This is a genomic window from Sodalis sp. RH14, from assembly GCF_047324285.1.
Lineage (GTDB): Bacteria > Pseudomonadota > Gammaproteobacteria > Enterobacterales > Enterobacteriaceae > Acerihabitans.
This window is the reverse complement of sequence record NZ_CP178739.1, coordinates 4,459,503-4,482,563: the sequence shown is the minus strand read 5'-3', so window position 1 is coordinate 4,482,563 and position 23,061 is coordinate 4,459,503. Positions and strand designations below refer to the sequence as shown.

At 60.4% G+C, this 23,061-nt stretch carries 19 protein-coding genes; 9 read left to right on the top strand and 10 right to left on the bottom strand.

The window, feature by feature from the left end; all coding sequences use genetic code 11:
* The first annotated feature begins 60 nt into the window (after positions 1 to 60).
* The 8 genes from ACL2XQ_RS20440 (at position 61) to ACL2XQ_RS20405 (ending at position 9,154) form a co-directional block, all read left to right on the top strand.
* Positions 61 to 1,542 (top strand): sugar ABC transporter ATP-binding protein, encoded by a 1,482-nt coding sequence (locus ACL2XQ_RS20440; protein WP_410013848.1) that lies wholly within the window; start codon positions 61 to 63, stop codon positions 1,540 to 1,542.
* Positions 1,543 to 1,562: 20 nt separating this feature from the next.
* Entirely contained in the window at positions 1,563 to 2,582 is a 1,020-nt protein-coding gene (locus ACL2XQ_RS20435) for an ABC transporter permease (RefSeq protein ID WP_413721267.1), read from the top strand.
* Positions 2,579 to 3,613, top strand: coding sequence for an ABC transporter permease (locus tag ACL2XQ_RS20430; RefSeq protein WP_413721266.1), 1,035 nt, complete (start codon positions 2,579 to 2,581; stop codon positions 3,611 to 3,613). The genes ACL2XQ_RS20435 and ACL2XQ_RS20430 overlap by 4 nt, the downstream gene beginning before the upstream one ends.
* A 28-nt stretch (positions 3,614 to 3,641) precedes the next feature.
* Positions 3,642 to 4,550 (top strand): fructokinase, encoded by a 909-nt coding sequence (mak, locus tag ACL2XQ_RS20425; protein WP_410013851.1) that lies wholly within the window; start codon positions 3,642 to 3,644, stop codon positions 4,548 to 4,550.
* Positions 4,551 to 4,655: 105 nt separating this feature from the next.
* Entirely contained in the window at positions 4,656 to 4,889 is a 234-nt protein-coding gene (locus tag ACL2XQ_RS20420; protein WP_410013852.1) for a hypothetical protein, read from the top strand.
* A gap of 242 nt (positions 4,890 to 5,131) precedes the next feature.
* A complete protein-coding gene (locus ACL2XQ_RS20415) occupies positions 5,132 to 6,286 on the top strand; it encodes a mandelate racemase/muconate lactonizing enzyme family protein (protein WP_413721265.1) in 1,155 nt (384 codons plus the stop codon).
* Positions 6,286 to 7,572 carry an MFS transporter gene (locus ACL2XQ_RS20410; RefSeq protein ID WP_410013854.1) on the top strand — a complete coding sequence of 429 codons (1,287 nt, stop codon included), beginning with the start codon at positions 6,286 to 6,288 and terminating at the stop codon, positions 7,570 to 7,572. Before ACL2XQ_RS20415 ends, ACL2XQ_RS20410 begins: the two co-directional genes overlap by 1 nt.
* A 307-nt stretch (positions 7,573 to 7,879) precedes the next feature.
* A complete protein-coding gene (locus ACL2XQ_RS20405) occupies positions 7,880 to 9,154 on the top strand; it encodes a type II restriction endonuclease (protein WP_410013857.1) in 1,275 nt (424 codons plus the stop codon).
* Positions 9,155 to 9,310: 156 nt separating this feature from the next.
* On the opposite strand, the gene focA is transcribed toward ACL2XQ_RS20405, so the two are convergent.
* Positions 9,311 to 10,168 (bottom strand): formate transporter FocA, encoded by an 858-nt coding sequence (gene focA / locus ACL2XQ_RS20400; protein ID WP_413739630.1) that lies wholly within the window; start codon positions 10,166 to 10,168, stop codon positions 9,311 to 9,313.
* Between the two features lie 408 nt (positions 10,169 to 10,576).
* On the opposite strand from focA, the gene ACL2XQ_RS20395 reads away from it, so the two are divergent.
* A complete protein-coding gene (locus ACL2XQ_RS20395; RefSeq protein WP_413727803.1) occupies positions 10,577 to 12,580 on the top strand; it encodes a sigma 54-interacting transcriptional regulator in 2,004 nt (667 codons plus the stop codon).
* 1,213 nt (positions 12,581 to 13,793) lie between these two features.
* Here the strand turns inward: ACL2XQ_RS20395 and fdhF are convergent.
* The 9 genes from fdhF to hyfE form a co-directional block, all read right to left on the bottom strand.
* Positions 13,794 to 15,953, bottom strand: coding sequence for a formate dehydrogenase subunit alpha (gene fdhF, locus ACL2XQ_RS20390; protein ID WP_410013860.1), 2,160 nt, complete (start codon positions 15,951 to 15,953; stop codon positions 13,794 to 13,796).
* 61 nt (positions 15,954 to 16,014) lie between these two features.
* Positions 16,015 to 16,554, bottom strand: a complete 540-nt coding sequence (locus ACL2XQ_RS20385; protein WP_413727804.1) for a 4Fe-4S dicluster domain-containing protein — start codon at positions 16,552 to 16,554, stop codon at positions 16,015 to 16,017.
* A gap of 276 nt (positions 16,555 to 16,830) precedes the next feature.
* Positions 16,831 to 17,274 (bottom strand): hydrogenase maturation peptidase HycI, encoded by a 444-nt coding sequence (gene hycI, locus ACL2XQ_RS20380; protein ID WP_413723488.1) that lies wholly within the window; start codon positions 17,272 to 17,274, stop codon positions 16,831 to 16,833.
* Between the two features lie 98 nt (positions 17,275 to 17,372).
* Complete coding sequence (locus ACL2XQ_RS20375; RefSeq protein ID WP_413721263.1) at positions 17,373 to 17,774, bottom strand: formate hydrogenlyase maturation HycH family protein; 402 nt, start codon at positions 17,772 to 17,774, stop codon at positions 17,373 to 17,375.
* Positions 17,767 to 18,549, bottom strand: coding sequence for an NADH-quinone oxidoreductase subunit B family protein (locus ACL2XQ_RS20370; RefSeq protein WP_413721262.1), 783 nt, complete (start codon positions 18,547 to 18,549; stop codon positions 17,767 to 17,769). Before ACL2XQ_RS20370 ends, ACL2XQ_RS20375 begins: the two co-directional genes overlap by 8 nt.
* Positions 18,546 to 19,097: a hydrogenase 4 subunit H gene (gene hyfH / locus ACL2XQ_RS20365; protein WP_413721261.1), complete on the bottom strand. Its 552-nt coding sequence runs from the start codon at positions 19,095 to 19,097 to the stop codon at positions 18,546 to 18,548. Before hyfH ends, ACL2XQ_RS20370 begins: the two co-directional genes overlap by 4 nt.
* Positions 19,098 to 19,108: 11 nt before the next feature.
* Entirely contained in the window at positions 19,109 to 20,824 is a 1,716-nt protein-coding gene (locus tag ACL2XQ_RS20360; RefSeq protein ID WP_410013865.1) for an NADH-quinone oxidoreductase subunit C, read from the bottom strand.
* Entirely contained in the window at positions 20,821 to 22,398 is a 1,578-nt protein-coding gene (locus tag ACL2XQ_RS20355) for a hydrogenase 4 subunit F (RefSeq protein ID WP_410013866.1), read from the bottom strand. The genes ACL2XQ_RS20360 and ACL2XQ_RS20355 overlap by 4 nt, the downstream gene beginning before the upstream one ends.
* 4 nt (positions 22,399 to 22,402) lie before the next feature.
* Positions 22,403 to 23,053 carry a hydrogenase 4 membrane subunit gene (gene hyfE / locus ACL2XQ_RS20350; RefSeq protein WP_413721260.1) on the bottom strand — a complete coding sequence of 217 codons (651 nt, stop codon included), beginning with the start codon at positions 23,051 to 23,053 and terminating at the stop codon, positions 22,403 to 22,405.
* Positions 23,054 to 23,061 lie beyond the last annotated feature (8 nt).

The window sequence follows — 23,061 nt, the reverse complement described above, 5'->3', positions numbered from 1 at the left end:
ACCACTCCAGGCGTGGCGCCCCTGACCGGGAACCACGCCGTTACGCCTGAGGAATACGACATGGAATTTCTTGCCGTTGAACATGTTACCAAGACATTTGACGGGGTCACCGCCCTCAATGATGTCAGTTTTGACATTAACGTCGGGGAAATTCACGGTTTAGTGGGGGAGAACGGCTGCGGTAAGTCGACCCTGATGAAGATTGTCGCCGGGGTCCTGGCCTACGATCGCGGTTTGCTGCGCATCAACGGCCGGCGCATCGAAAAATATTCCGCCATCGAGGCGGTAAAACAGGGTATCGGCATTATCTACCAGGATCTGTCGTTATTTCCCAACCTGACGGTAATGGAAAATATCTACATCAGCCAGATGATCAACGACCAGAAACCCTGGGTGTTTTCCAGCGCCTATCAGGAGCAGGTGAAGGCCATTATCGGGCAGTTGGGCGTCAGCCTGGACCTGGATGCCCTGGTGGAGGATTTGCCCATTGCCAAACAGCAATTGGTGGCCATCGCCCGGGCGCTGATCAACGACTCGCGGCTGATTATCCTTGATGAGCCGACCACCGCCCTGACGCGCACCGAAATCAAACATCTGTTTACCCTTCTTAACCGCCTGCGTTCCCGGGGCATCTCGTTTATTTTTATCAGCCATAAGCTGAACGAACTGCTGGAAATCTGCGATCGCATTACCGTCATGCGCGACGGGCGGCTGATCGATACCGTCGCCGCCCACGCGCTGACCACCGCGCGGATTGAAGAGCTGATGCTGGGGTATGAACTGACCTATCCGCCGCGCGTCTCCCATGCCACGCAGAACGTGCTGCTGAGCGTGCGCGGGCTCAGCAAGAAAAACAGTTTCCAGGATATCAGTTTCGATTTACACCAGGGCGAGGTGCTGGGTATCGCCGGCCTGCTGGGCGCGGGGCGCACCGAGCTGGCGCTGGCGCTGTTCGGCGTGGAGCCGGCCCAGGAGGGGCAAATACTGATTGATAACCGTCCGGTGCGCATCGGCGGCATCAGCGCCGCCGTGGCCAACGGCATTGCCTATGTGCCGGAGGACCGGCTCGCGCAGGGGCTTATCATGGAGCAAAGCATTGCTGCCAATACCGCCATCTGCTCGCTGAAGGATTACCTTAATCCGCTGAAACTGATTAACAGCCGCAAAATGCGCGCCGCGGTAAGGGGATTGCTCCAGGGCATGCAGGTGAAATACGGCGGCATGGATAAAGAGATCCGCATGCTGTCGGGCGGCAATCAGCAAAAAGTGGTGCTGGCCAAATGGCTGGCGACCAATCCGCGCATCTTTATCCTCGACAGCCCGACGGTGGGCATCGACGTCGGCGCTAAAAGTTATATCTACCAGACGGTGAAAGAAAAAGCGGCGGCGGGTATGGGCATCGTGTTTATTTCCGACGAACTGCCGGAGCTGCTGGCGAATTGCGATCGCATCATCATGATGACCCGGGGGCGTTTCGGTAAGGAATACGCGACCGATGCCGTCGACAACGAGGCGTTGCAGCAGGAGATGGAAAGTGCCTGATATCAAGAGGTGGTCTTATTATGGCTTTTGTTAAACTTTTTAAAGCGCGTGAAGCAGTGCTGTTAATACTGATTATCGTATTTTCCATCGCCATCGCCCTGAACAATCCGGCCTTCCTGTCATTGGACAATATCGCCAGCCTGCTTAAATCCTATACGGTGCTGGGGATCTTCGCCCTCGGGGTGCTGCTGGTACTGCTCTCCGGCGGTTTCGACGTGTCGTTTACCGCCATCGCCCAGGTGGCGCAGTACGCCGTGGTGTATTGGTTTTTGCAGGCCAATCTGGACAATATTTACCTGGCGATTTTGTGCAGCATGATAATCGGCGCGGCCATGGGCTTATTAAACGGCGTCATAATTTATTATTTCAAGATTACCGCCATTATCGTCACCATCGCCACCAACAGCCTGTTCTACGGCTTATTGTATGTCGTGACCCAGGGCGACCTGATTTACGATATTCCGCCGTCGTTCCTTGGGCTGGCGGAATTAAAGATTTTCCCGCTGCATGCCGCCAACGGCTCGCTTTACGGCATCAGCTTTGTCACCTGCCTGTGGTTCTTGCTGGCGATTGTCCTGCATTTTTTCCTGCGCCATACCATCCTGGGGCGCAGCCTGTACGCGGTGGGCGGCAATGCGCTCTCCGCCGAACGGGTGGGATTCAACCTGAAAAAAACCACCTTGTTTATCTATACCCTGGTGGGGGCCATTTCCGGTTTTGCCAGTATCGTCCAGGTGTCGATTGTGCAAACGGTGATCCCCAATTCCATCGTCGGGTCGGAACTGCAGGTCATCGCCGCCGTGGTATTGGGCGGGGCATCGGTCACCGGCGGGCGCGGCACCGTGCCGGGCACGCTGCTCGGGGTACTGTTGTTCGCCATTCTCAGCAATAGCCTGACCCTGCTGAAAGTCTCTCCCTATTATTACAACGTATTCACCGGCCTGGTGATCCTGGTAAGCGTAGCGGCTAACGCGCTGCAGGTCATCAAGCAACGGCGTTCGCGGGTGCGGGTTTTGGTTGAACTTAAGGAGCCATCATGAAAGCGGTCGGCAACAGTAATACACTACCGGGCGCGGCGGCGGGCCTGCCGCCGGCGCTGAAAGAAAACGCCTCGCTGTATGTGGTGCTGGCGGCGGTCTTTATGGTGATGTATGCCTTGAACGGCGACAAATTCCTCAGCCTGCAGAACTTCAGCTCCATGGCGTATCAACTGCCCATCGTCGGTTTCCTGTCGCTGGGCATGATGATTTCCATGTTGTCCGGCGGCATTAACCTGTCGATTATCGCCACCACCAACCTGAACGGCATCGTCATCGCCCTGTTTTTGCAATCCGTGTCGGTTAACGGCATGAAGCTGGCCTCGGGCGAGATGGTGGCGCTGGCCATTTTCCTGGGGCTGCTGGCCTGCATTCTGGTGGGCGTAGTCAATGGTTTGCTGATAGCCCTGCTGAAAATTCCGGACATCCTGGTGACCCTGGGCACCATGACCTTGATTTCCGGCCTGAATGTGGTCTTTACCAAGGGGTATACCATTACCGGATTTCCGCCGGCGCTGGTGAATATCGGCAATGGCCAGAGTTTCGGCGTGCCCAACTCGCTGTATCTGTTTGCCGCCGCCGCCATCGTCGCCTCGGTGATCCTCAATAAGACCCGGTTTGGTTTTAACCTGTACATGATGGGTTCCAATCCGGTGGCCGCGCGCTTTTCCAACGTCAATACCGTCAAGGTGACGGTGATCCAGTATGTGCTGTCGTCGTGTTTCGCCGCCCTGACCGCGCTGGTGATGATAGGCCAGCTGAACTCGGTCAAGGCCAGCTATGCGGATTCGTACCTGCTGGTGGCGGTGCTGGCGGCGTTCCTGGGCAAAGTCAGTCCGTTCGGCGGTTTCGGCCGGGTATCCGGCGTGGTGCTGGCGGTGATTATCCTGCAGCTTATCTCCAGCGGCCTGAACCTGCTGCGGCTGGATCCGTTTATGATCACCGCCACCTGGGGCGGCATTATCATCGTCATCGTGGTGTGCCGCGGCCTGTTTGCCTGGCTCGGCAAGCGGCTAAAGCAGCGCAACCCGTGACAGACATCGGCATAACAAAGGTATCCGTATGTATATTGGCATTGATTTAGGCGGCACCAAGACCGAGGTTATCGCGCTGGATCCGGCGGGCGGCGAACTGTACCGTTACCGGGTGCCGACGCCGCGCGACGATTATGCGGCGACGCTTGCCACCATCCGCGATCTGATCCTGGGGGCGGAGCGGGCGGTGGGCGAACAGGGCTCCATCGGCATCGGCATTCCCGGCAGCCTGTCCCGGCTGACCGGCAAGGTCAAGAACGCCAATTCGGTATGGCTTAACGGCCGGCCGTTCAAGGAGGATTTGGGCGCGCTGCTGGGGCGTCCCATTACGGTTGCCAACGACGCCAACTGCCTGGCGATATCCGAGGCCACCGACGGCGCCGGCGCCGGCGAGGAAATGGTGTTCGCGGTGATCATCGGCACCGGCTGCGGCGGGGGCCTGGCGGTCAACGGCCGGGTATATGCCGGCCATAACGGCATCGCCGGCGAGTGGGGCCATAATCCGCTGCCCTGGCCCGACGCGACCGAATTGGTATACCAGCGCGAGGTGCCCTGTTACTGCGGCAAAACCGGCTGTAATGAAACCTTTATCTCCGGCACCGGTTTTGCCACCGCCTACCGGCGCGCCGCCGGGGCGACCCTGAGCGGCGCGGAAATCGCCCGGCGCGCCGGGGACGGCGACGGCGACGCCGAACTGGCGCTGCAGCAGTATGAGCGCCGCCTGGCCAAGGCGCTGGCCGGCGTGATTAATACCCTGGACCCGCGGGTGATTGTGCTGGGGGGCGGCATGAGCAACGTGGATCGGCTGTATACCACGCTGCCGGCGCTATTGCCGCAATGGGTATTCGGCGGCGAGTGCGATACGCCGGTGCGCAAAGCCCGTCATGGTGATTCCAGCGGGGTTCGCGGCGCGGCCTGGCTGCCGCGCATCGATTAGCACGCCGTGTCTGTCTATCGGCGTAATAGAATGGGTCGGTAATGCCATTAAAGGTCTATGCTTAGCGGTATAGACCTTTTTATCTCTTGAATGGAGCACAACGCCATGACCGACCCTAAAACCGATGCGGTAAAAACCGGCGAATCCAATGCCGGCGAAGGACAGAAACCCGAGGATGTGACCATCAGCCAGGGGCTGGGTAAGCTTTTCGAGGCGGAAGAAGAATTGACCGATGAGCAGACGGACGCCATGGCCGAAAAGGCCCGGGCGGCGGCCAAAGACAGCCGGGCCGAACGCGATAACAAGAACGCCCAGATAGCCTCGGGCAACGATAAATAATCGCCCCCCCGGGGCTTATTGCCGCCGGCGCGCCCGCGCCGGCACGCCGCGCATCCCGCACTGAAATTTCGTGACCGGCCTCTCACCATCTTATTCATTTGCACAAATAATTTCATTTCCCCACGCGCAACACTGTGCCGTTTTCCAATGTTGGCGCAAAAACCGCTAACTATAATGACTTATATCCCAATAACTTAACGCCGATATCCGGCAAATAAACCGACCGCGTAGAGGCACAGGTTATGAAGATTACCGCGATTGAAGTGATGCGCGTGGCGATGCCGTTCACGTCCGGCAGAAGCAGCGACCAGACGGGCGGCGGCGGGGATGACGCCTATAATGCCGCCTCGCGCGAGCTGACCCGCATGGAAACATTATTGGTGCGTGTGACCACGGACGACGGTCTGCAGGGATGGGGCGAGGGGTTTGGTCATTTGTCCAATCCCGTGACCTACGCCGCGCTGGACGGCCCGGTGGGACGATTTTTCCTCGGCCGGTCCTTCGACGGCACGACCGCGGGCTTAGGACAACTGATGGATCACGCGCAGCGGGCTTTTCATGCCTTTGGCCGCAGCGGGCCGGTCCAGTTCGCGCTGTCGGCGATGGATATCGCCTTATGGGATCTGTGCGCCAAACAGGCCGGTAAACCGTTGTGGCAGCTATTGGGCGCCGCACGCGGGGAAATTGGCGTGTACGCCAGCCTGGTAAGCTATGACAACGACCCGTCGCAGGTGGCCGCCCATGCCCTGCGCGCCTACCGCGCCGGCTTTCGCGCCATCAAGCTGCATGAAACCGAGTATGCCGCCATCGCGGCGGCGCGCGACGCCTTGCCGGACGACGCGCAGCTGATGGTGGACGTAAACTGCCCGTGGCCGGTGGACGAAGCCTGCCGGCGGGCGCAGGCCCTCAATGAACTGGGCCTGGCCTGGCTGGAGGAACCGGTCTGGCCGCCGGACGATCTGGCCGGACTGGCCCGGGTGCGGGCCTGCGGCACGCCCATCGCCGCCGGCGAAAATGCCCAGGGCGTGCAGGGATTTCTACAGCATTTCGCGGCGGGGGCCGTCAGCGTCGCCCAGCCGAGCGTGGCCAAAATCGGCGGCATCAGCGCCGCCCTTGACGTTTACCGGCTGGCGCGCCATTACGGGGTAAAAGTGGTGCCGCATTGCTTCTATTATGGCGCGGCGCTATTGGCCACGGCGCATCTGGTGGCCACGTTGCCGGAGGATATCGCGCTCGAGGTGCCCTATTTGCAGTGGCCCGAACCCTTATATGCCGAACTGGATTTCCAGCCGCGCCTGCGGCTGCCCACCACCCCGGGGCTGGGATTCGCCCCGGATGAAGACCTTCTCGCACGCTACCGCGTTGCCCATAGCAGCCTGACCCGGGAGAAAGCCTGATGTTTAAGCATAACTATCGTTTTATCGTGGCGTTGCTGCTGTTCGCCGCCGGCATGCTCAACTATCTCGATCGCGCGGCGCTCTCGGTGATGGCGCCGCTGATTAAACAGGATTTGCATATCGGCGATGCGCAGATGGGCATTTTATTCAGCTTCTTTTTTGTCGGCTATTGCCTGTTCTGCTTTATCGGCGGCTGGGGGGCGGACAGGTTCGGCCCGCGCAGAGTGTATGCCTGGGCCGCCGGCTTCTGGTCGTTCTTTTGCGGCGCCACAGCCCTGGCCACCGGTTTTGGCCATCTGCTTATCGTGCGCATCCTGTTCGGCATCGGCGAAGGACCGATGGGCACCACCACCAATAAATCCATTTCCAATTGGTTTCCGCGCCGGGAAGTGGGTAGGGCGGTGGGCTTTACCAACGCCGGCCAGCCGCTGGGCGCGGCCGTCGCCGCGCCGATTGTCGGCCTGGTGGGGCTTAACTTCGGCTGGCGCGTCTCTTTTGTGGTGATTGCCTGCCTGGGCTTTGTCTGGCTGGCGCTGTGGCTGGTGTTTTTTCGCGACCGTCCGGAGCAGCACCGCCGCGTCTCCCCGCAGGAGGTGGCGCTGATCACCGCCGATCGCCCGGCCAAACCCGCGGCTGCGGCCGCCGGCGCGCAGAAACACGGCGTGTTCTTTTTTGTGCTGTCGATGCCGGTTTTGGGCGTGGCGGCGGCGTTCTTTTGTTTTAACTATATCCAGTTCTTTTTCCTGTCATGGCTGCCCAGCTACCTGACGGATTTCCAGCATCTGGATATCAAGAGCATGAGTATTGTCGGCATCCTGCCCTGGCTCGGCGCGACGGTCGGCTTTATCGGCGGCGGGCTCGTCTGCGACGCCTTGTTCCGCAAAACCGGCAACTTCCTGCTGTCGCGCAAGCTGGTTATCGTATGCGGCCTGGCCATCGCCGCGCTGTGCGTGCTGATGACCGCCTATGCGTCCAGCTTAGGGGCGGCGGTCACCCTGATAACCGTCGCCAGCGTTTTCGCCTATATGACGCCGCAGGCGTGCTGGTCGCTGTTGCAGGATATCGTGCCGGCGCAGCGCATCGGTTCCGCCGGCGGGTTTGTCCACCTGCTGGCCAATTTGGCCGGTATCCTGTCCCCCGGCATCACCGGCTTTTTGATCCAGTACGGCGGCGGCTACCATTCGGCGTTTATCCTCGCCAGTATCCTGGCGGTGGCCGGTATCGTGGTGATGCTGCTGTTTGTGCGCCAGCGCAAGGTGGATAGCCTTCGCCTGCAGGCCGCTTAGGCTTCACTCCCCTTACGCGCGCGATGCCATGCCTGGCCGTCGCGCGCGGGCCATTGCTAAGCCGCCAGGCGGCGATAGGCGATGCCAAAAAGGAGCGCCTCCTTGCCCGCCGTTTACCGCCGCGCCGGTTTTCGTCCCTCAATTGATGATCCACGACAATAACCCCCGGCGCCCGGCGGCTAAAATAAATCGCGCGCCCCGCTTTGCCATGACGATAACCAGAAAGCGGCGCGGCGCTGAAAAAGAGGCCGGTTGCGCTTTCGTTTTCCGGTAATGATGCCGGCGGGTATGTCAGGGTGGGAAAGCGATGAATGAAGACGCGGTGGGTCTGTTAATCGAGCGGTGGCGCAACGATCCGGCCGGCACCTATCAAAGCTGGTTTTTATGGGATCAGCGCATCAAGAATTTCCGGTCGATCCGCCGGGGCATCACGCAGGTGGTGGATGAAATCGAGCGCGGGGTCTTCGGCAATCAGTATCGCGGCTCGTCATTGGAAACCATCGTCCATTCGATTGCGGAACAGCGGCAGATATTCAAGGGCGCCGATCACGCCTTTTTATGGAAACCCAAGCTGCGTATTCCCGATATTTATGAAAACGCGGACCATCAGCGCGCCTTCGGCCATTTGCTGTTTACCTGTGCCGGCTGCACCGGCGCCGACCCGATTATCAGCGCCATCCACCACATCGATCGCCTGGCGATTAAGGGATTGGGGCCGGCGGTGGCCAATTTGCTTTATTTTCTCCATCCAACGCTGATGCCGCCGTGCAATACCGCTATCGTCAAAGGCTACAATGCCCTCACCGGCGCCAACGTTAAACTGGGCAAATGGCAGGAGTACCTGGCCATGCGGCGCGGCATTATCGCGCTGAACGAGACCTGGCGCCCGTTGCTGTCGAACGATTTTGGCGCGATAGCGGGATTATTGTTCGATCTGGGCAGCGGGCGTTACCCGGTTCCGCCCCGCGCCGATGACCGCGAGGGGCGCCGGATCTGGGAAGCGGATCTGGCGCAGGTGCGTGCCGACGGCGCCGGCGCGGCCAAGGCGCAGCAGCTGGCGGGCGAAAACGAGCGCACCCATACCGAGATCCAGGGCTGGCTGCGCGATCTGGGCCTGGCCCTGGGCTACAGCGTGTGGATTGCGTCCAACGATCGCCGGCGTCCTTATGGCAACGGCGTGCTCGGGTCCGGCTGCCTGGAGCAGTTGCCGGCGGATATTGTCGCCTCGCCCGCCGCCGACGCCATCCGGCTGATTGACGTGCTATGGCTGAACGCGCAGCGCGATCGGGTGATGGCGGCGTTTGAGGTGGAGCATACCACCTCGATCTACTCCGGCATCGTGCGCATGCTGGATCTGGCCCTGAGCGGCGATACCCAGGCCAGCGAAGGGCTGTTCCTGGTGGCGCCGGACAACCGTGAGACGGAGGTGCAGGCCCAGCTGCGCCGTCCGGCCTTCAGCCGCGTGGCCGATATGAAAGTGCGTTACCTGCCCTACAGCGAATTGGCGAATCATCGCGCAGCGCTGGCGCGCTTCGGCAACGGCATCAAAGGCATGTACGCCATCTCCAAAGACCTGGCCTGATCGCGGGGGCTGCTTGATGGTGGCCGGCACGGGCGGCGGCTGTCGATTTTTTGTTCGTCAAAAGTGCCGTCGGCGGCGGCGATTCGTCACCCGTGACGGTGAGAAACCGACGCGGGTTGTGCGTCTTCCCGCCGCCGGTTAGGTTGCGCCGGCAGCTTAGCTGTGGGCATTGCCCGGGCGCAGGTAAATCACCCAATAGGTTAATCCCACCAGCAGGCCGCCGCCGATAATATTGCCGAGGGTCACCGGTATCAGATTATCGACGATAAACTGGCCCACCGTCAGCGAGGCGTACTGATCCGGCGAGGCGTGGATGGCCTGCCAGAAGTCGGGCGGGGCAAAATCACGGATAAGAATAGCCAGGGGAATCAGGAACATATTGGCGATGCTGTGCTCAAAACCGCTGGCGACAAACATACCGATGGGCAGCAGCATGGCGAAGATTTTATCGCTGAGCGAATGGCCCGAATAGCTCAGCCACACCGCCAGGCAGACCATCAGGTTGGCCAGGATCCCCAGGCAGACCGCCTCGATAAAGGTATGGTGCATCTTGTGATCGGCGGTTTGCAGCACGTTCAGGCCCCAGCCGCCGTTGCCCGCCATATACTGGCCGGCAAACCAGATCAGCGCCACGAAAAACAGCGCCCCCGCCGGGTTGCCGATATAAACGTTTATCCAGTTCAGGGTCAATTGCCGCCAGGTGATTTTGCCGCTGGCCTTGGCCACCACCGTCAGTACCGTTGAGGTAAACAGATCGGCGCCGCACACCACCACCAGGATCAGGCCCAGCGAAAAACACAGCCCGCCCACCAGTTTGGTCAGGCCGCCGGCGGGGCCGGGACCGGCGGTCACGGTAATATAAAAAGCAAAGGCAATGGAGATGAACATGCCGGCGGTCATGGCCAGGAAAAAGGTCATCTCCGGTTTTTTCATGGTCTTGTATACCCCCGCCTGCTCGGCCATTTTGGCCATTTCCGCAGGCAGGCGCAGATCAAAATAATTTTCGCTATTCATAATGACTCCCGGTTATTTTTGCAATAACTGCTTGTTATTTACCTTCAGAACATGTGCTTACAGAGATAAAAAGCGTGAGACGCGAGGATTAATGCATTTCCCATACCAGTGTTGATTAATGATAAGATGCCGGGGGCGGGGTAGGGTAAATCTAGGGCATTGAGCGGCAAGGAAAAATGTAAAAGAGAATTATTTTCATCACGGTGCAAAATAATTATCCGCCGTGAGAAATATAAATCGTAATATAATTAAATATATATCGATTGCGCCGTTTTTGCCCGTTACGGCGCGGCCGCAAAATGAAATGCCGCATCAGATCAAATTAATGACCCGCGTGAATATTTTTTCCCTCCACTCTCCTTTAAAATACAGCGAAGGAATAAATGTGAATATTGCGAAACTATCCTGATGCTCAAGACGTCGAATGATACTGAACATAGCGGGTTATGGCAGGATGCGATCATCGAGCTCTCGCAACGGCTTTTTTTCCAGCGCGACGCCGAATCCCTGCTGGCCGCGCTGTTGCCGCTGCCGATCCCCTGTCAGTGTATTGACCTGATGCTTTCGCTGCCCAAACGCCATCTGATTTGCGATAAGAACGGCGCGCGCGCCGCGCCGGCGCCGCTTCCCGACGACGAACTGGCGGAACCCCTTAGCCGGTGCGCGTTGCCGGTCGCCTCTCCCCGCAGGCAGTTTGGCGAGGTGATATTTACCCGCGCCGACGGCTACCATTACAGCCGGGACGAACGGGCTTTTTTGCGCCGCCTGGCGCAGCTGCTGGCGCTGGCGCTGGAAAATCTTGGCGTCCATGAAACCCTGCGCCAGGAAAACGACCAGTTGCGCCATGAGCGCGATCATCACCGCATCCTGGTGGATGTCACCAATTCGGTCCTTTCCTGCCTGGATATGGATGCGCTGGCCGCGGAAGTATCAAAGGAGATACACCGGTTTTTCGGCATCGACTATATCAGCCTGGCGCTGTGCGAGGGCGGCGGCGACAACGCCTCGCTTAATGTTTACCTGACCCGCTATACGGCGGGCACGCCGATGCGCCGCGAGCAAAAGCGCGTGCCCATGGCGGGCAGCCGCCTGGCGGCGCGGGTGTTGACGGAGTGCCGGCCGCTGCTGGTGGATTTGCGCGACGCGCCGCAGCTTGGCGACGAAGATCCCCATTTGGCGGCCATGCTGGATGACGGGCTGCAGACCTTATGCCTGCTGCCGCTGGTGTTCGGGCACAAGCCGCTGGGCATCCTGAAACTGGCGCTGTGCAGCAGCGACACGTTTAGCGAGGACAACCTGCGCCTGCTCAGTCAGGTCAGCGCCCGTATCGCCATCGCGGTGGACAATGCCCGTTCCTATGATGAGATTTCCCGGTTAAAGGATAACCTGGAACATGAAAACATCTGGCTCAACGAGCAGATGCACGACAGCGGCAGCTTCGGTGAAATTATCTGGCAAAGCGCGGCGATGAGCGCGCTGCTGGAGCAGGTGGAAATGGTGGCGGACAGCGACAGCACGGTGCTGATTTTAGGCGAAACCGGCACCGGCAAGGAGCTGATTGCCCGCGCCATTCACAACCACAGCGCGCGCAGCGGCAAACGCATGGTGAAAATGAACTGCGCCGCCGTGCCGTCCGGCCTGATGGAAAGCGATTTGTTCGGTCACGAAAAGGGCGCCTTTACCGGCGCCATTACGACCCGCCAGGGGCGTTTTGAGCTGGCTGAAGGCGGTACGCTGTTTCTCGACGAAGTGGGGGACATGCCGCTGGAACTGCAGCCCAAGCTGCTGCGGGTATTGCAGGAGCGTGAAATCGAACGGCTCGGCGGCAGTAAAGTGATTCCGGTGAACGCGCGGCTGATTGCCGCCACTAACCGCGATCTGAAGCAAATGGTGGCGGATCGGGAATACCGCAGCGACCTGTACTACCGGCTGAACGTCTTTCCCATCACCATCCCGCCGCTGCGCGACAGGCCGGAGGATATTCCGCTGCTGGCCAAGTTTTTCACCCAGAAAATCTCCCGGCGCATGAACCGCGCCATCGACAGCATTCCCGGCGAGACCCTGCGCCAGCTCAGTCAGTATCCGTGGCCGGGCAACGTGCGCGAGCTGGAGAATGTGATTGAGCGGGCGGTGATCCTCACGCGCGGCAATACGTTGAACCTGCGCCTCGATGAACTGCAGCGCGCCGCGCCGGTGGCCGACGCGCCCGCGACCCATGCGGCGCCCAGGCCAAGGCCCGATACCGCCCCGCCGGAAAACGACGAGGCGGAGCGGGTGCGGATTATCCAGGCGCTGCGCGAGGCCAACGGCATCGTGGCCGGGCCGCGCGGCGCGGCCTTCAAGCTGGGCGTTAAGCGCACCACGCTGCTGTCGCGCATGCAGCGCCTCGGGATTTCACCTCAGGAATGGTAGCCCGCCTCGTTGCCGGATTCGCCATGCCGGGAGGGTAAAAAGCTGGTTTGCGCCTGGCTGTTGTTGATAATGCGATTATTGGCTATCGGGTGAATATCTGCCGGCACAGGTTGGTTTTAGGGGAAGCCGGTGAGGGTTAGGTTGGAGACGGTTTCGCGTTTATGTGGGATCGGAGACGGTTTCGCTTGCCTTGCGTTCGGTGGTTATATGGAATGCCGGGTGCCGGCAAGCGACAAGGAGGTTCGCTGCGCCCGAACCTCCTTGTCGCTTGCCGGCACCCGGCAGATCGTGCGCCGCTGCGCGGTGCCCGGCATCACGCATCCCGGCTTTTGGACCGCACGGGACGCGCTCCCGGCGCGGCCCTTAGCTTTCGCCGCTCCCGGCGGCTCATCCAGCCGTGCTACGCGCCGCCGGCGCACTCTATGCCGGCAACAAGGTCAACACCAACGTCTGTTGGATGATGCGTTTTTGCCAGATTTCAGGCGCATGCACTTTCCGGGCAAATGATCGGGGACTTACGGTCTATGGCCGAATTCTACTGGCTAAATGCTAAATGCTAAATGCTAAATGCTAATGTCGAATGCTGATGCTGATGGTGTTGGATGTTGGATGCTGAAGATTGAGGATTGAAGATTGATACTTTCCGGTATGACCTGATACTTCGCTGTGCCATTGCCTGCCATTGTAATTAGCCGCATCTCAATTGCATGCCGGCGCCCAATAAACAACAGCGACTATATTGTTCCCAATAAAACCTCACTGACCGCGACATAGGTCCCGGCATAGAGCGCGCTGACGTTGCCTGTGACCCCGGCATGAGCCGCCGGGAGCGGCGAAAGGCCCGGTGGCGCCGGGAGCGCTAACCGGGCCGGTGCATAACGGGGGCATGGGCGGCGGAAGGCATCGCGCAGCGACGCGCGACCTGCCGGGCGCGCGGAGGTCAAGGAGGCCGTCGCGGTACGGCCTCTTTGTCGCTTGCCGGCGCCCGGCATTCCATATAACCACCGAACGCACGGCAAGCGAAACCGTCTCCGATCCCACATAAACGCGAACCCGTCACCGATCCCACATAAACGCGAACCCGTCACCGATCCAACATAAACGCGAACCCGTCACCGACCCAACATAAACGCGAAATCGTCACCGACCCAACATAAAAAAACCGGTGCCAGCCTAGCATACAGGCTAAGCCGACACCGGTTTAACACTGCTATCAGGCGGGAATAATCGCGTCATCCACCGCATTGCGCAGCCGCGCCTTCAGCTGGCTATATTCCGTCTGTACGTAACTTTCCGCCCAGCGCTGATCGGCGATGGCCTCCAGTTTCACCGCGCAGTACTTATATTCCGGCGTTTTCGAGATAGGATCGAGATGATCGATCGTCAGCTCGTTACAGGCGCCAATCCACCACTGATAGGTCATGTACACCGCCCCGAGGTTGATGCGCTCGCTTACCGAGGCCCGGGTAATCACCTTGCCGCGGCGCGAGGTCACCCACACCAGCTGCTGATCGCGGATACCCAGCCGTTCGGCGTCCTGCGGGTTAATCTGCACATAACCCGGTTCGTCGGCCAGGGTGGCCAGCGCGGTACAGTTGCCGGTCATCGAACGGCAGGAATAATGCCCCACTTCGCGCACGGTACAGAGCACCAGCGGGAAATCGCCGTCCACCAGATCCATCGGCGCGCGCCACTCGGCGGCGAACAACAGTCCCTTGCCGCCCGGACGGTCAAACTTATTGCCCGCATACAGCCACGGCGTGCCCGGACTGCTTTCCTCGGTGCACGGCCAGGGAATATACCCGTACCCGGCCAGCTTCTCATAGGTGGCGCCCACATACAGCGGACACAGGCCGCGCAGCTCGTCCCAGATTTCCTTGGTGTTGTTGTAATGCATCGGATAGCCCAACGCGGTGGCCAGCAGGCTGATGATTTCCCAGTCCGGCTTAACGTTAAACTTCGGCTCGATGGCTTTTTCAAAATGCTGGAAACCCCGATCCGCCGCGGTATAGACCCCCTCATGCTCGCCCCAGGACGTGGCGGGCAGAATCACGTCGGCTTCCGACGCCGTCTTGGTCATAAAGATATCCTGCACGATCAGCAGGTCCAGCTGTTTGAACGCCTGACGCATCACCGACAGATCCGGCTCGGTCTGCAACGGATCCTCACCCATCACATAGTTGGCCCTGATTTCGCCGCTTAGGATCTTATGCGGCACGTCGGTCAGGGTAAAACCCGGCTCCGGATCAAGCGTTTCCACACCCCAGGCGCGGGCGAATTTTTCCCGCGCCGCCGGATCGGTCACCGGCTGGTAGCCGGGGAACATATTCGGCAGCGCGCCCATATCGCAGGCGCCCTGCACATTATTCTGCCCGCGCACCGGGCCGACGCCGACGTTCGGCTTGCCCAGATTGCCGGTCAGCAGCGCCAGGCCGGAAAGCCCTTTCACCACATCCACCGCCTGGCCCCATTGGGTCACGCCCATGCCCCATAAAATGGTGGCGGTGGGCGCGGCGGCGTACATGCGCATGGCTTCCCTGATTTGCTGCGCCGGCAGGCCGGTAATTTCCTCGGCATATTCCGGCGTATATTTGGCCACGATAGCGCGGTATTCGTCGAACCCTTCGGTATGGCGCGCGACGTAATCGGCGTCATACAGCCCTTCGTTGATCAATACGTGGGCGAATGCGTTCACCAGCGCCATATTGGAGCCGTTTTTCAGCGGCAGCCACAGGTCGGCCAGACGCGCGGTTTCGATACGCCGGGGATCGCAGACGATCACCTTGGCGCCTTTCTGCTTGGCCTTCAGGATGCGCCGCGCCACGATAGGGTGCGAGTCAGCCGCGTTATAGCCGAATACCAGCAGGCACTTGGTGTCTTCGATTTCGCAAATGGAGTTGCTCATGGCGCCGTTGCCCAGCGTCACCTGCAGGCCGGAAACCGAGGGGCCGTGGCAGACACGGGCGCAGCAGTCGACGTTGTTGTTGCCGATGACCGCGCGGGCGAATTTTTGCATCACGTAATTGGTTTCATTGCCGGTGCCGCGTGAGGAGCCGGTCTGCATAATGGCCTTGGCGCCATATTTCTGCTTGATGTCGCGCAGGCGGGAACTGGTATATTCGATCGCCTCGTCCCAGGACACCTCCTCCAGGTTGCCGCCTTTTTCGCGGCGGATCATCGGGCTGCGCAAGCGGGGGGTCAGCAAGCGGGTGTCATTGAGGAAATCCCAGCCATAATACCCCTTAAGGCATAACTGGCCCTGGTTGGTGACGCCGTCCGCCGCTTCCGCGCCGACGACATTACCGTTTTCAACCAACAGGTTGATCTTGCAGCCGGAGCCGCAGTACGGACATACGGTGAGTGCTTTATGCATTATGCCATACCCCTTGTGGAGGATTTTTTACCTATCTTCCAGCGGTTAATAAAAGAAGCGGTCATGACAGGACGGCGCTGAAGCCTTCCAACGCGGCCCGCTGCCGTTTTTTCAGTTTCATCATTTCGACGGTTTCGTGGGTCATCAACACCAGCGCGTCGGTGGGACACACATTCACGCAGGCCTGGCCCCCGGCATGGCCTATGCACAGATCGCATTTCTGCGCTTCCGCCTTGATGCTATGGCCGGCTAATGGATTACGATCGTCATACACATGGCGCGTGACGATGTCCATGGCGCCATAGGGACAGGCGACGGCGCAGGTTTTGCAGCCGATGCATTTTTCCTGCAATACCTGGATGGAATCCTCGGCGTGGATAATGGCGCCGTTCGGGCAGGCATTGGCGCACGGGGCGTCCTCGCACTGCCGGCACAGCACCGGAGTGCTGATATTCCACTCTTTCATCACTTTCAGGCGCGGCAAAAAATTGTCGTGATTGAGCGCGCCGGGGTGGTCGCCGTTGTGCGCCATGACGCAGGCGACTTCACAAGTGAAGCAGCCAATGCATTTTTGTGGATCGGCAATAACGAACCGGTTCATTCATTTCTCCTCGCGGTTCCATCTGTCGTGGTTCTCGGCCCGGTGGCATGGGCGAGATTATATCCCTATATAAAGCATGGTTTATGCCAGTTTGCACGCGCCGTGCTGTTTTTTTAAGGCTATGAAAAACAAAGAATAAAATCCGGCATTTTTTGACCGCCGGCTGATGATGGGCCGGCCGGCGCCCATATCGTCAGATCCGCTGGCGAACCGGTCGACAAAAGTGTCGACCGGACCAGGTGTCGATAACACGTGACGGGGCGGCATGCGCCGTCCTCAGTCATCCTGCCCGGCGGGCGCCAGCCAGGTGAAACCGCCGTCGCCCCGCCAGTGCGCCAATTGCGCATACAGGGTTTCGACCGCCTCCCTGACCGGCGCGGTCATGGGGAAATAAAATGCCACCACATCGGGCTGGATACCGATAAACCATACCTCTTCCACATCTTCCTTTAATTGATCGATCACAAAGCTCAGCGGAAGATTATGGGTACTCATGATAAACATGTCGGCGATGATGGCGGGGTCCACCAGCCGCAGCTCCCCGGGCTTCAGCGACATATCGGCGGCATCCACCACCACTACCCGTTTGGGGCGCAGGGCGCGCACCCGGTGGACCACGTTTTCCGGCGCGGATCCGCCGTTGACCACGGTCCAGCCGGCCACCGGCGCGCGCGCCATCAGCTCCGCAAGCCACGGCCCGGCGCCGTCGTCGCCCATCATGCTGTTGCCGACGGTCAGCACGACGCTGTCGGACACGTCATCGGCGTGGCCGCGGCCGGCCGGCACCATCTTGCCGTCGCCAGCGTGGTCGTCAACGGTCATAATACTCTCCGCACAATCAGGTAAATGGCCGGCTCGGCGGCGATTTCAGCCAGCAGGCCGATCAACCGGGCGCTCCATGTCCCGAAGGGCGCGGGCTGGTTTGCGCGCAGCGGCGCAAAGGCATTGGCCAGCAGGTCGGTATGGGTGCTGTCGATGACGATTTCGCCAAAGGTCAGCAGGCCGTGCATTTTGCGCCGCGCCTCGCCTTCCGGCAGCAGGGCGATCCACTGCTCGTATTGTTCCAGCGGGCAGATGAATTCCTTGTTCAGGCAGTCAATGACCCCCACATGGTGGCCGATGGCCAGAGAGTAATACATCACCTGTTTGGCCTGGGCGGGCATGTCGTCGTCGCTGTCCAGAAACTTTTGGCGCAGCGACCAGAAATAGACCTCAGCCATGATGGGCCTCGCTGTTCAGGGTCAGCATCAGCTGCGCGACGATATCCTGCAAACGCGGATCGTCGGCTTGCCGCAGCCAGTCGTCCACCCGCTGCGCCAAGACCGCGGGCGTGGCGCCGGGCAGCAGCGACAGCAGGGTGTCGCTGATTTCGCGTCCCGCGCGATAGCCCGCCATGCGCCGCGCATCGCGCTCGACCAGCACCCGGGTATGCAGCGGCACATCCGGCAGCAGCAGCGCCGCTTTTTCGTCCGGCTGCTCCAGGTGCGATTCGCCTTTCAGCTTTTGTTCCAGCAGGCCGAGCGCCACGGCAAAACCGTAGATGGTGGCGGCGGGCGTGGGCGGGCAGCCGGGGATCCAGACATCGATGGGCACGATGCTTTCGCTGCCGCTCCAGACGCAGTAAAGATCGTGGAAAATGCCGCCGCCGCAGCCGCAGGCGCCGTAGGAAATGCAGATTTTCGGATCCGGCGCCGCGGCATAGGCGCGCAGCGCCGGCACCCGCATCGCCCGGGTTACCGCGCCGGTAAACAGCAGGATATCCGCGTGGCGTGGCGAGGCCACCACCTTGATGCCGAAGCGTTCGGCGTCGAACAACGGGGTAATGGCGGCGAAGATCTCGATTTCACACCCGTTGCAGCCGCCGCAGTCCACCCGGTAGACATAGGCCGAGCGCTTGATATTCTGCAGCAGCGTTTTTTTGAGCGCCAGGGTATGCGGGTCGGGCGCCACGGGGATGCTGACATGGTGTTGCAGCGGGATGTCTTGCTGGCTCATTGGCTTTCTCTCCCCGCGTCGTGCGGCAGGCGCAGATCGCGGTTGCTTTGCAGGTTCTGGTGACGCTTACAGTCCGGGCAGGTTTCGAACTGCGGGCGCAGCGCGTCCAGCGCGGCTGCGTCCAGGCCGGAATGCGCCAGCAGCGCCAGGGTATAATCGATGGATTTTTTGGCGGTAAAGGGTTGATGGCATACCCGGCATTTCTGCAGGGTAAAGGTGGCGTTCACATACAAATCCGCCTTTTGCGTCACCGCCATTTCAAACTCCTCCGACAGCACGATGGCGCGTGTCGGACAGACTTCCTCGCAGCGGCCGCAGAAAATGCAGCGGCCGAGAAACAGCTGCCAGCGCCGCTCGCCCGACGCCAGGTCCGTTTCCATGGTCAGGGCGTTGGCCGGGCAGACGCTGGTACAGGCGGCGCAGGCAATACACTGCGTGGGGTCATACTGCGGCTTGCCGCGAAATCCCGGCATCACCTCAAGGGGCTTGAACGGGTATTTTACCGTTGGCTCGCCGGCTTTCAGGATGGTTTTAAACAGTTTGAACATCGTTCAACCCTCTACTTAAGCGGCGAATGGGTGCGTTCAATGCCATAGCGTTCCAGCTCCTGATAAGGCACGGTTTTCGCCCTGCGCTTGTTGATATCCACCAGCGTCACGCGATCGGTGCAGGAATAGCAGGGATCGAGGCTGCCGATGATCAGCGGCGCATCGGAGATATTGTTGCCGCGCAGCATATACCGCAGCACCGGCCAGTTGGCGTAGGTGGCGGCGCGGCAGCGCCAGCGGAACAGCTTCTGGTTATCGCCGAGCATGCTCCAGTGCACATCTTCGCCGCGCGGCGCCTCGGAAAAGCCGAGCGCGAATTTATGCGGCTGATACGTAAAGCCCTCGGTGAGCAGCGGGCCGCCGGGCAGGTTGTCCAGTCCGTATTCAATCATCGCCAGCGAGTCCAGCACCTCTTTTACCCGTACCATGACGCGGGAATAGACGTCGCAGCCGTCAAGGGTAAACAGCGTTTTCGGCAGGTTGGCGTAGTTGGCGTAGGGGTGATCGAAGCGCAGGTCGCGCTTAAAGCCGCTGGCGCGGATCATCGGCCCCACCGGGCTGAAATCGCGGGCGATTTTCGGGTCCAGCCGGCCGATGCCCTGGGTGCGCTGCGCCATGTTCGGCGTGCTGAGCAGCATATCCACCAACTGGACGAAGTCGGCGCGCATTTCGGCCACCAGCAGCAGCGTTTTCAGCCGCTGCTCCTTGAGGATATCGCGCCGGATGCCGCCGATCAGGTTCATGCCGTAGGTCTTGCGGGCGCCGGTCAGCAGTTCCGCCATGGTCATGGCTTTTTCGCGCACGCGGAAGAACTGCATAAAGCCGGTGTCAAAACCGACAAAGTGGCTGGACAGGCCGATATTCAGCAGATGGCTGTGCAGGCGTTCCACTTCCAGCAGGATGCTGCGGATGGCGTGGGCGCGCGGCGGCACCACGATGCCCAGCGCGTTTTCCACCGAGTTGGTATAGGCCACGCTGTGGGTAAAACCGCAGATGCCGCACACCCGGTCCGACAGGAAGGTGACCTCATTATACCCCATGCGGGTTTCCGCCAGCTTTTCCATGCCGCGATGGACGTAGAATAGCCGGTAGTCGGCGTCGACAATCTGCTCGCCGTCGACAAACAGCCGGAAGTGGCCCGGTTCGTCGGAGGTGATATGCAGCGGGCCGATGGGCACCACCCGGGTCTCGCCGGCGGCGTCGTTCTCGAAGGGATAGGTTTCGGTCTCAGTGGTCGGCGTCGGGCGCTGGCGATAGTCCATGCTGTCCTTGCGCAGCGGATAGAGATCCTCCGGCCAATCGTCGGGCAGCACCAGGCGCCGTTCGTCCGGCAGGCCCACCGGGATCAGGCCGTACATATCGCGGATTTCGCGTTCGCCCCACACCGCCGCCGGGACGCGCGGCGTCACCGACGGGAATTCAAGGGTCGTGGCGCTCACCAGCGCCTTGACGATGATCCAGCACTTCTCGCCCTGTTCCATCGACAGCACATAATAGACGGCAAAATCGCCGCACAGGGTACGCTCATCGTTGCCGAACAGCACCGACAGCCAGCCGCCCTGGTTGTAGTAGAGAAACTCCACCACCTCCGGCAGGGCGTTAACCTTCACCGTGATGGTTAACTGATTGGCCGTTTGCCATTCGTGGGCCAGGACCGCCGCGGGGAATTTTTCGTTTACCTGCGCCAGGTAACCCAGGCCGAGTTTGTCGGAAATGATGTCTGTCACTTTACTTCTCCTGACGGGGAATGAATGGGCGTTGCCGTCCCGGTATCCAGCGCGGCCCAGGGCCAGCTGAACGATGCCACATCGTGGTTAAGCACGATGGTGGCGGCGTTTTCCAACAGCCCGATCACCGGCCGGGGAATACAGGTGCCCATCACCAGCATCAGCACCAGCAGCACGGCCATCGGCAGCGTGGTCAGCCAGCCCAGTTCGCCTTTGCTCGTCGCCTCCGGCCGGTCGCCGAACACGGTCATGGCAATCATGCGCACCAGCCCGCCGAGCACCACGGTCAGCAGCAGCAACAGCACCAGGGTAAGAATAAGATGGCCGCCGGCAAGTCCCGCCGCCACCGTCATAAATTCGCTGAGGAAAATGTTAAACGGCGGCATGCCGCCCAGCGCCAGCGCGCCCGCCGCCATCATAACGGCGGTAAAGGGCGCGACGCGCATCATGCCTTTTACCGCGCCCATATCGCGGGTGCCGTATTTCAGCAGCACATTGCCGGACCCGCAGAATAATAAGGTCTTCGTCAGGCTGTGGTTGAGGGTATGCAGCAGCGCCGCCAGCACGCCCAGGGGGCCGCCGATGCCAATCGCCACCACGATAAGTCCCATGTTCTCCACGCTGGAATAGGCCAGCAGCCGTTTGATATCGCGCTGCACCAGAATGAAAAACGCGGCTACCGCCACAGACAGCATGCCGAATACGATCAACAGGCGGCTGGGGAACACCGGGCCGATGGCGGCGCTGATAATGATGTAATAGCGCAGGATAACCAGCAGGGCGCAGTTGAGCAGCACCGCCGACAGCAGGGCGCTGGTGGGGCTGGGCGCTTCGCTGTGGGCGTCGGGCAGCCAGGCGTGCATCGGAAACAGGCCGGTCTTGGTGCCGAAACCAATCAGCACGAACACAAACGCCAGGTGCATCAGCGTCGGATCCAGCAGGCTGGTGTGTTTGAGCACTTCGGTCCAGAAAATCGCCTGGCCCGGATCGGGCAGGACGCTGGCGGCGTTGGCGTAGACCAGAATGGTGCCGTACAGGCCGAATGCGACGCCGACGGTACAGATAATGATGTATTTCCAGGCCGCCTCCAGCGAGGAGCGCTGGCCGTAAAGGCCCACCAGGAACGCCGAACTGAGGGTGGTGGCTTCCACCGCCGCCCACATCAGGATCAGGTTGTTGCTGCTCACCACCAGCAGCATGGTGAATAAAAACAGATGAAAAAAGCCGTAGTAGTGACACAAGGTGGTGACGGAAATTTCACCGGTGTCGACTTCATGGCGCATGTAACCCATGGAGTACAGGCCGGTGATGAAACCGATAATGCCGAGGATGGCCAGGAACAGCGCGCCCAGGCTGTCGATATACAGCCAGCGGTGCGCGGCCAGCAGCGCTCCTTGCGCCATGACCTGGCCTACCACCCACAGCGCTTCCGCCAGCAAGGCGATGATGCCCAGGGTGTGCAGGGCGGTGACCAGGCCGCGCGCCGCGCCGCCGGCGAACCGGCAGGCAAAGGCCAGCAGCGATATCGCCAGTGGTGTAACCAGTAATATCAATAACATAGCGGTATTGCTCATCTCATTACCCCTTCAGCGCCGTCAGTTGATTAACGTTCAGCGTGTTGAGCGTACGGTAGATTTTGCGTGCCATGAACGCCATGATAAGCACGGCGAAGATAGCGTCGGTGGCAATACCGATTTCCACCAGCTCCGGCGCCCGGTTGGCCAGCAGCGCCAGCGTCAGGTGCGAGCCGTTTTCCATCAGGCAGTATCCGAATACCTGCTTGAGGATATTGCGCTGGGTGACGATACACAGCAGCCCGAGCAGGAAATGGCCCAGCGACACCGCCAGCGCCGGTTTCAGCGCTGCCACCATCGGCAGGTTTACCGGCGCGACGACAAACCAGCACAGCAGCACGATAATCGCCGCCGCCAGCATCAGCAGGGTCGGGCTGATAATGCCGCCATCCGCCCCGGGATCGGACAGTTTGCTAAATGCCCTGGCCATGATCAGCGGCACCAGCACCACCTTGGTGATCAGCGCGCTCAGGGACCAGAGCATCAGCTGGTGGGCCTGGAGCGTTTGCGCCAGGGTGAAGAAAATCAGCACCAGCACCAGCGATTGCAGGGCATACAAACAGCAGGAGACCATGGGGCGTTTGGCGCCGATGACCAACAGCGAGGTGAGCATCATCAGGCCCGCGAGGTTATTGACTATCAGAGATCCGGTCATAAATTTGT

Coding starts and splice junctions, on each gene's coding strand:
- ACL2XQ_RS20440 (WP_410013848.1), top strand. CDS start 61: ATGGAATTTCTTGCCGTTGAACATGTTACCAAGACATTTGACGGGGTC.
- ACL2XQ_RS20435 (WP_413721267.1), top strand. CDS start 1,563: ATGGCTTTTGTTAAACTTTTTAAAGCGCGTGAAGCAGTGCTGTTAATA.
- ACL2XQ_RS20430 (WP_413721266.1), top strand. CDS start 2,579: ATGAAAGCGGTCGGCAACAGTAATACACTACCGGGCGCGGCGGCGGGC.
- mak (WP_410013851.1), top strand. CDS start 3,642: ATGTATATTGGCATTGATTTAGGCGGCACCAAGACCGAGGTTATCGCG.
- ACL2XQ_RS20420 (WP_410013852.1), top strand. CDS start 4,656: ATGACCGACCCTAAAACCGATGCGGTAAAAACCGGCGAATCCAATGCC.
- ACL2XQ_RS20415 (WP_413721265.1), top strand. CDS start 5,132: ATGAAGATTACCGCGATTGAAGTGATGCGCGTGGCGATGCCGTTCACG.
- ACL2XQ_RS20410 (WP_410013854.1), top strand. CDS start 6,286: ATGTTTAAGCATAACTATCGTTTTATCGTGGCGTTGCTGCTGTTCGCC.
- ACL2XQ_RS20405 (WP_410013857.1), top strand. CDS start 7,880: ATGAATGAAGACGCGGTGGGTCTGTTAATCGAGCGGTGGCGCAACGAT.
- focA (WP_413739630.1), bottom strand. CDS start 10,168: ATGAATAGCGAAAATTATTTTGATCTGCGCCTGCCTGCGGAAATGGCC.
- ACL2XQ_RS20395 (WP_413727803.1), top strand. CDS start 10,577: ATGCTCAAGACGTCGAATGATACTGAACATAGCGGGTTATGGCAGGAT.
- fdhF (WP_410013860.1), bottom strand. CDS start 15,953: ATGCATAAAGCACTCACCGTATGTCCGTACTGCGGCTCCGGCTGCAAG.
- ACL2XQ_RS20385 (WP_413727804.1), bottom strand. CDS start 16,554: ATGAACCGGTTCGTTATTGCCGATCCACAAAAATGCATTGGCTGCTTC.
- hycI (WP_413723488.1), bottom strand. CDS start 17,274: ATGATGGGCGACGACGGCGCCGGGCCGTGGCTTGCGGAGCTGATGGCG.
- ACL2XQ_RS20375 (WP_413721263.1), bottom strand. CDS start 17,774: ATGGCTGAGGTCTATTTCTGGTCGCTGCGCCAAAAGTTTCTGGACAGC.
- ACL2XQ_RS20370 (WP_413721262.1), bottom strand. CDS start 18,549: ATGAGCCAGCAAGACATCCCGCTGCAACACCATGTCAGCATCCCCGTG.
- hyfH (WP_413721261.1), bottom strand. CDS start 19,097: ATGTTCAAACTGTTTAAAACCATCCTGAAAGCCGGCGAGCCAACGGTA.
- ACL2XQ_RS20355 (WP_410013866.1), bottom strand. CDS start 22,398: ATGAGCAATACCGCTATGTTATTGATATTACTGGTTACACCACTGGCG.
- hyfE (WP_413721260.1), bottom strand. CDS start 23,053: ATGACCGGATCTCTGATAGTCAATAACCTCGCGGGCCTGATGATGCTC.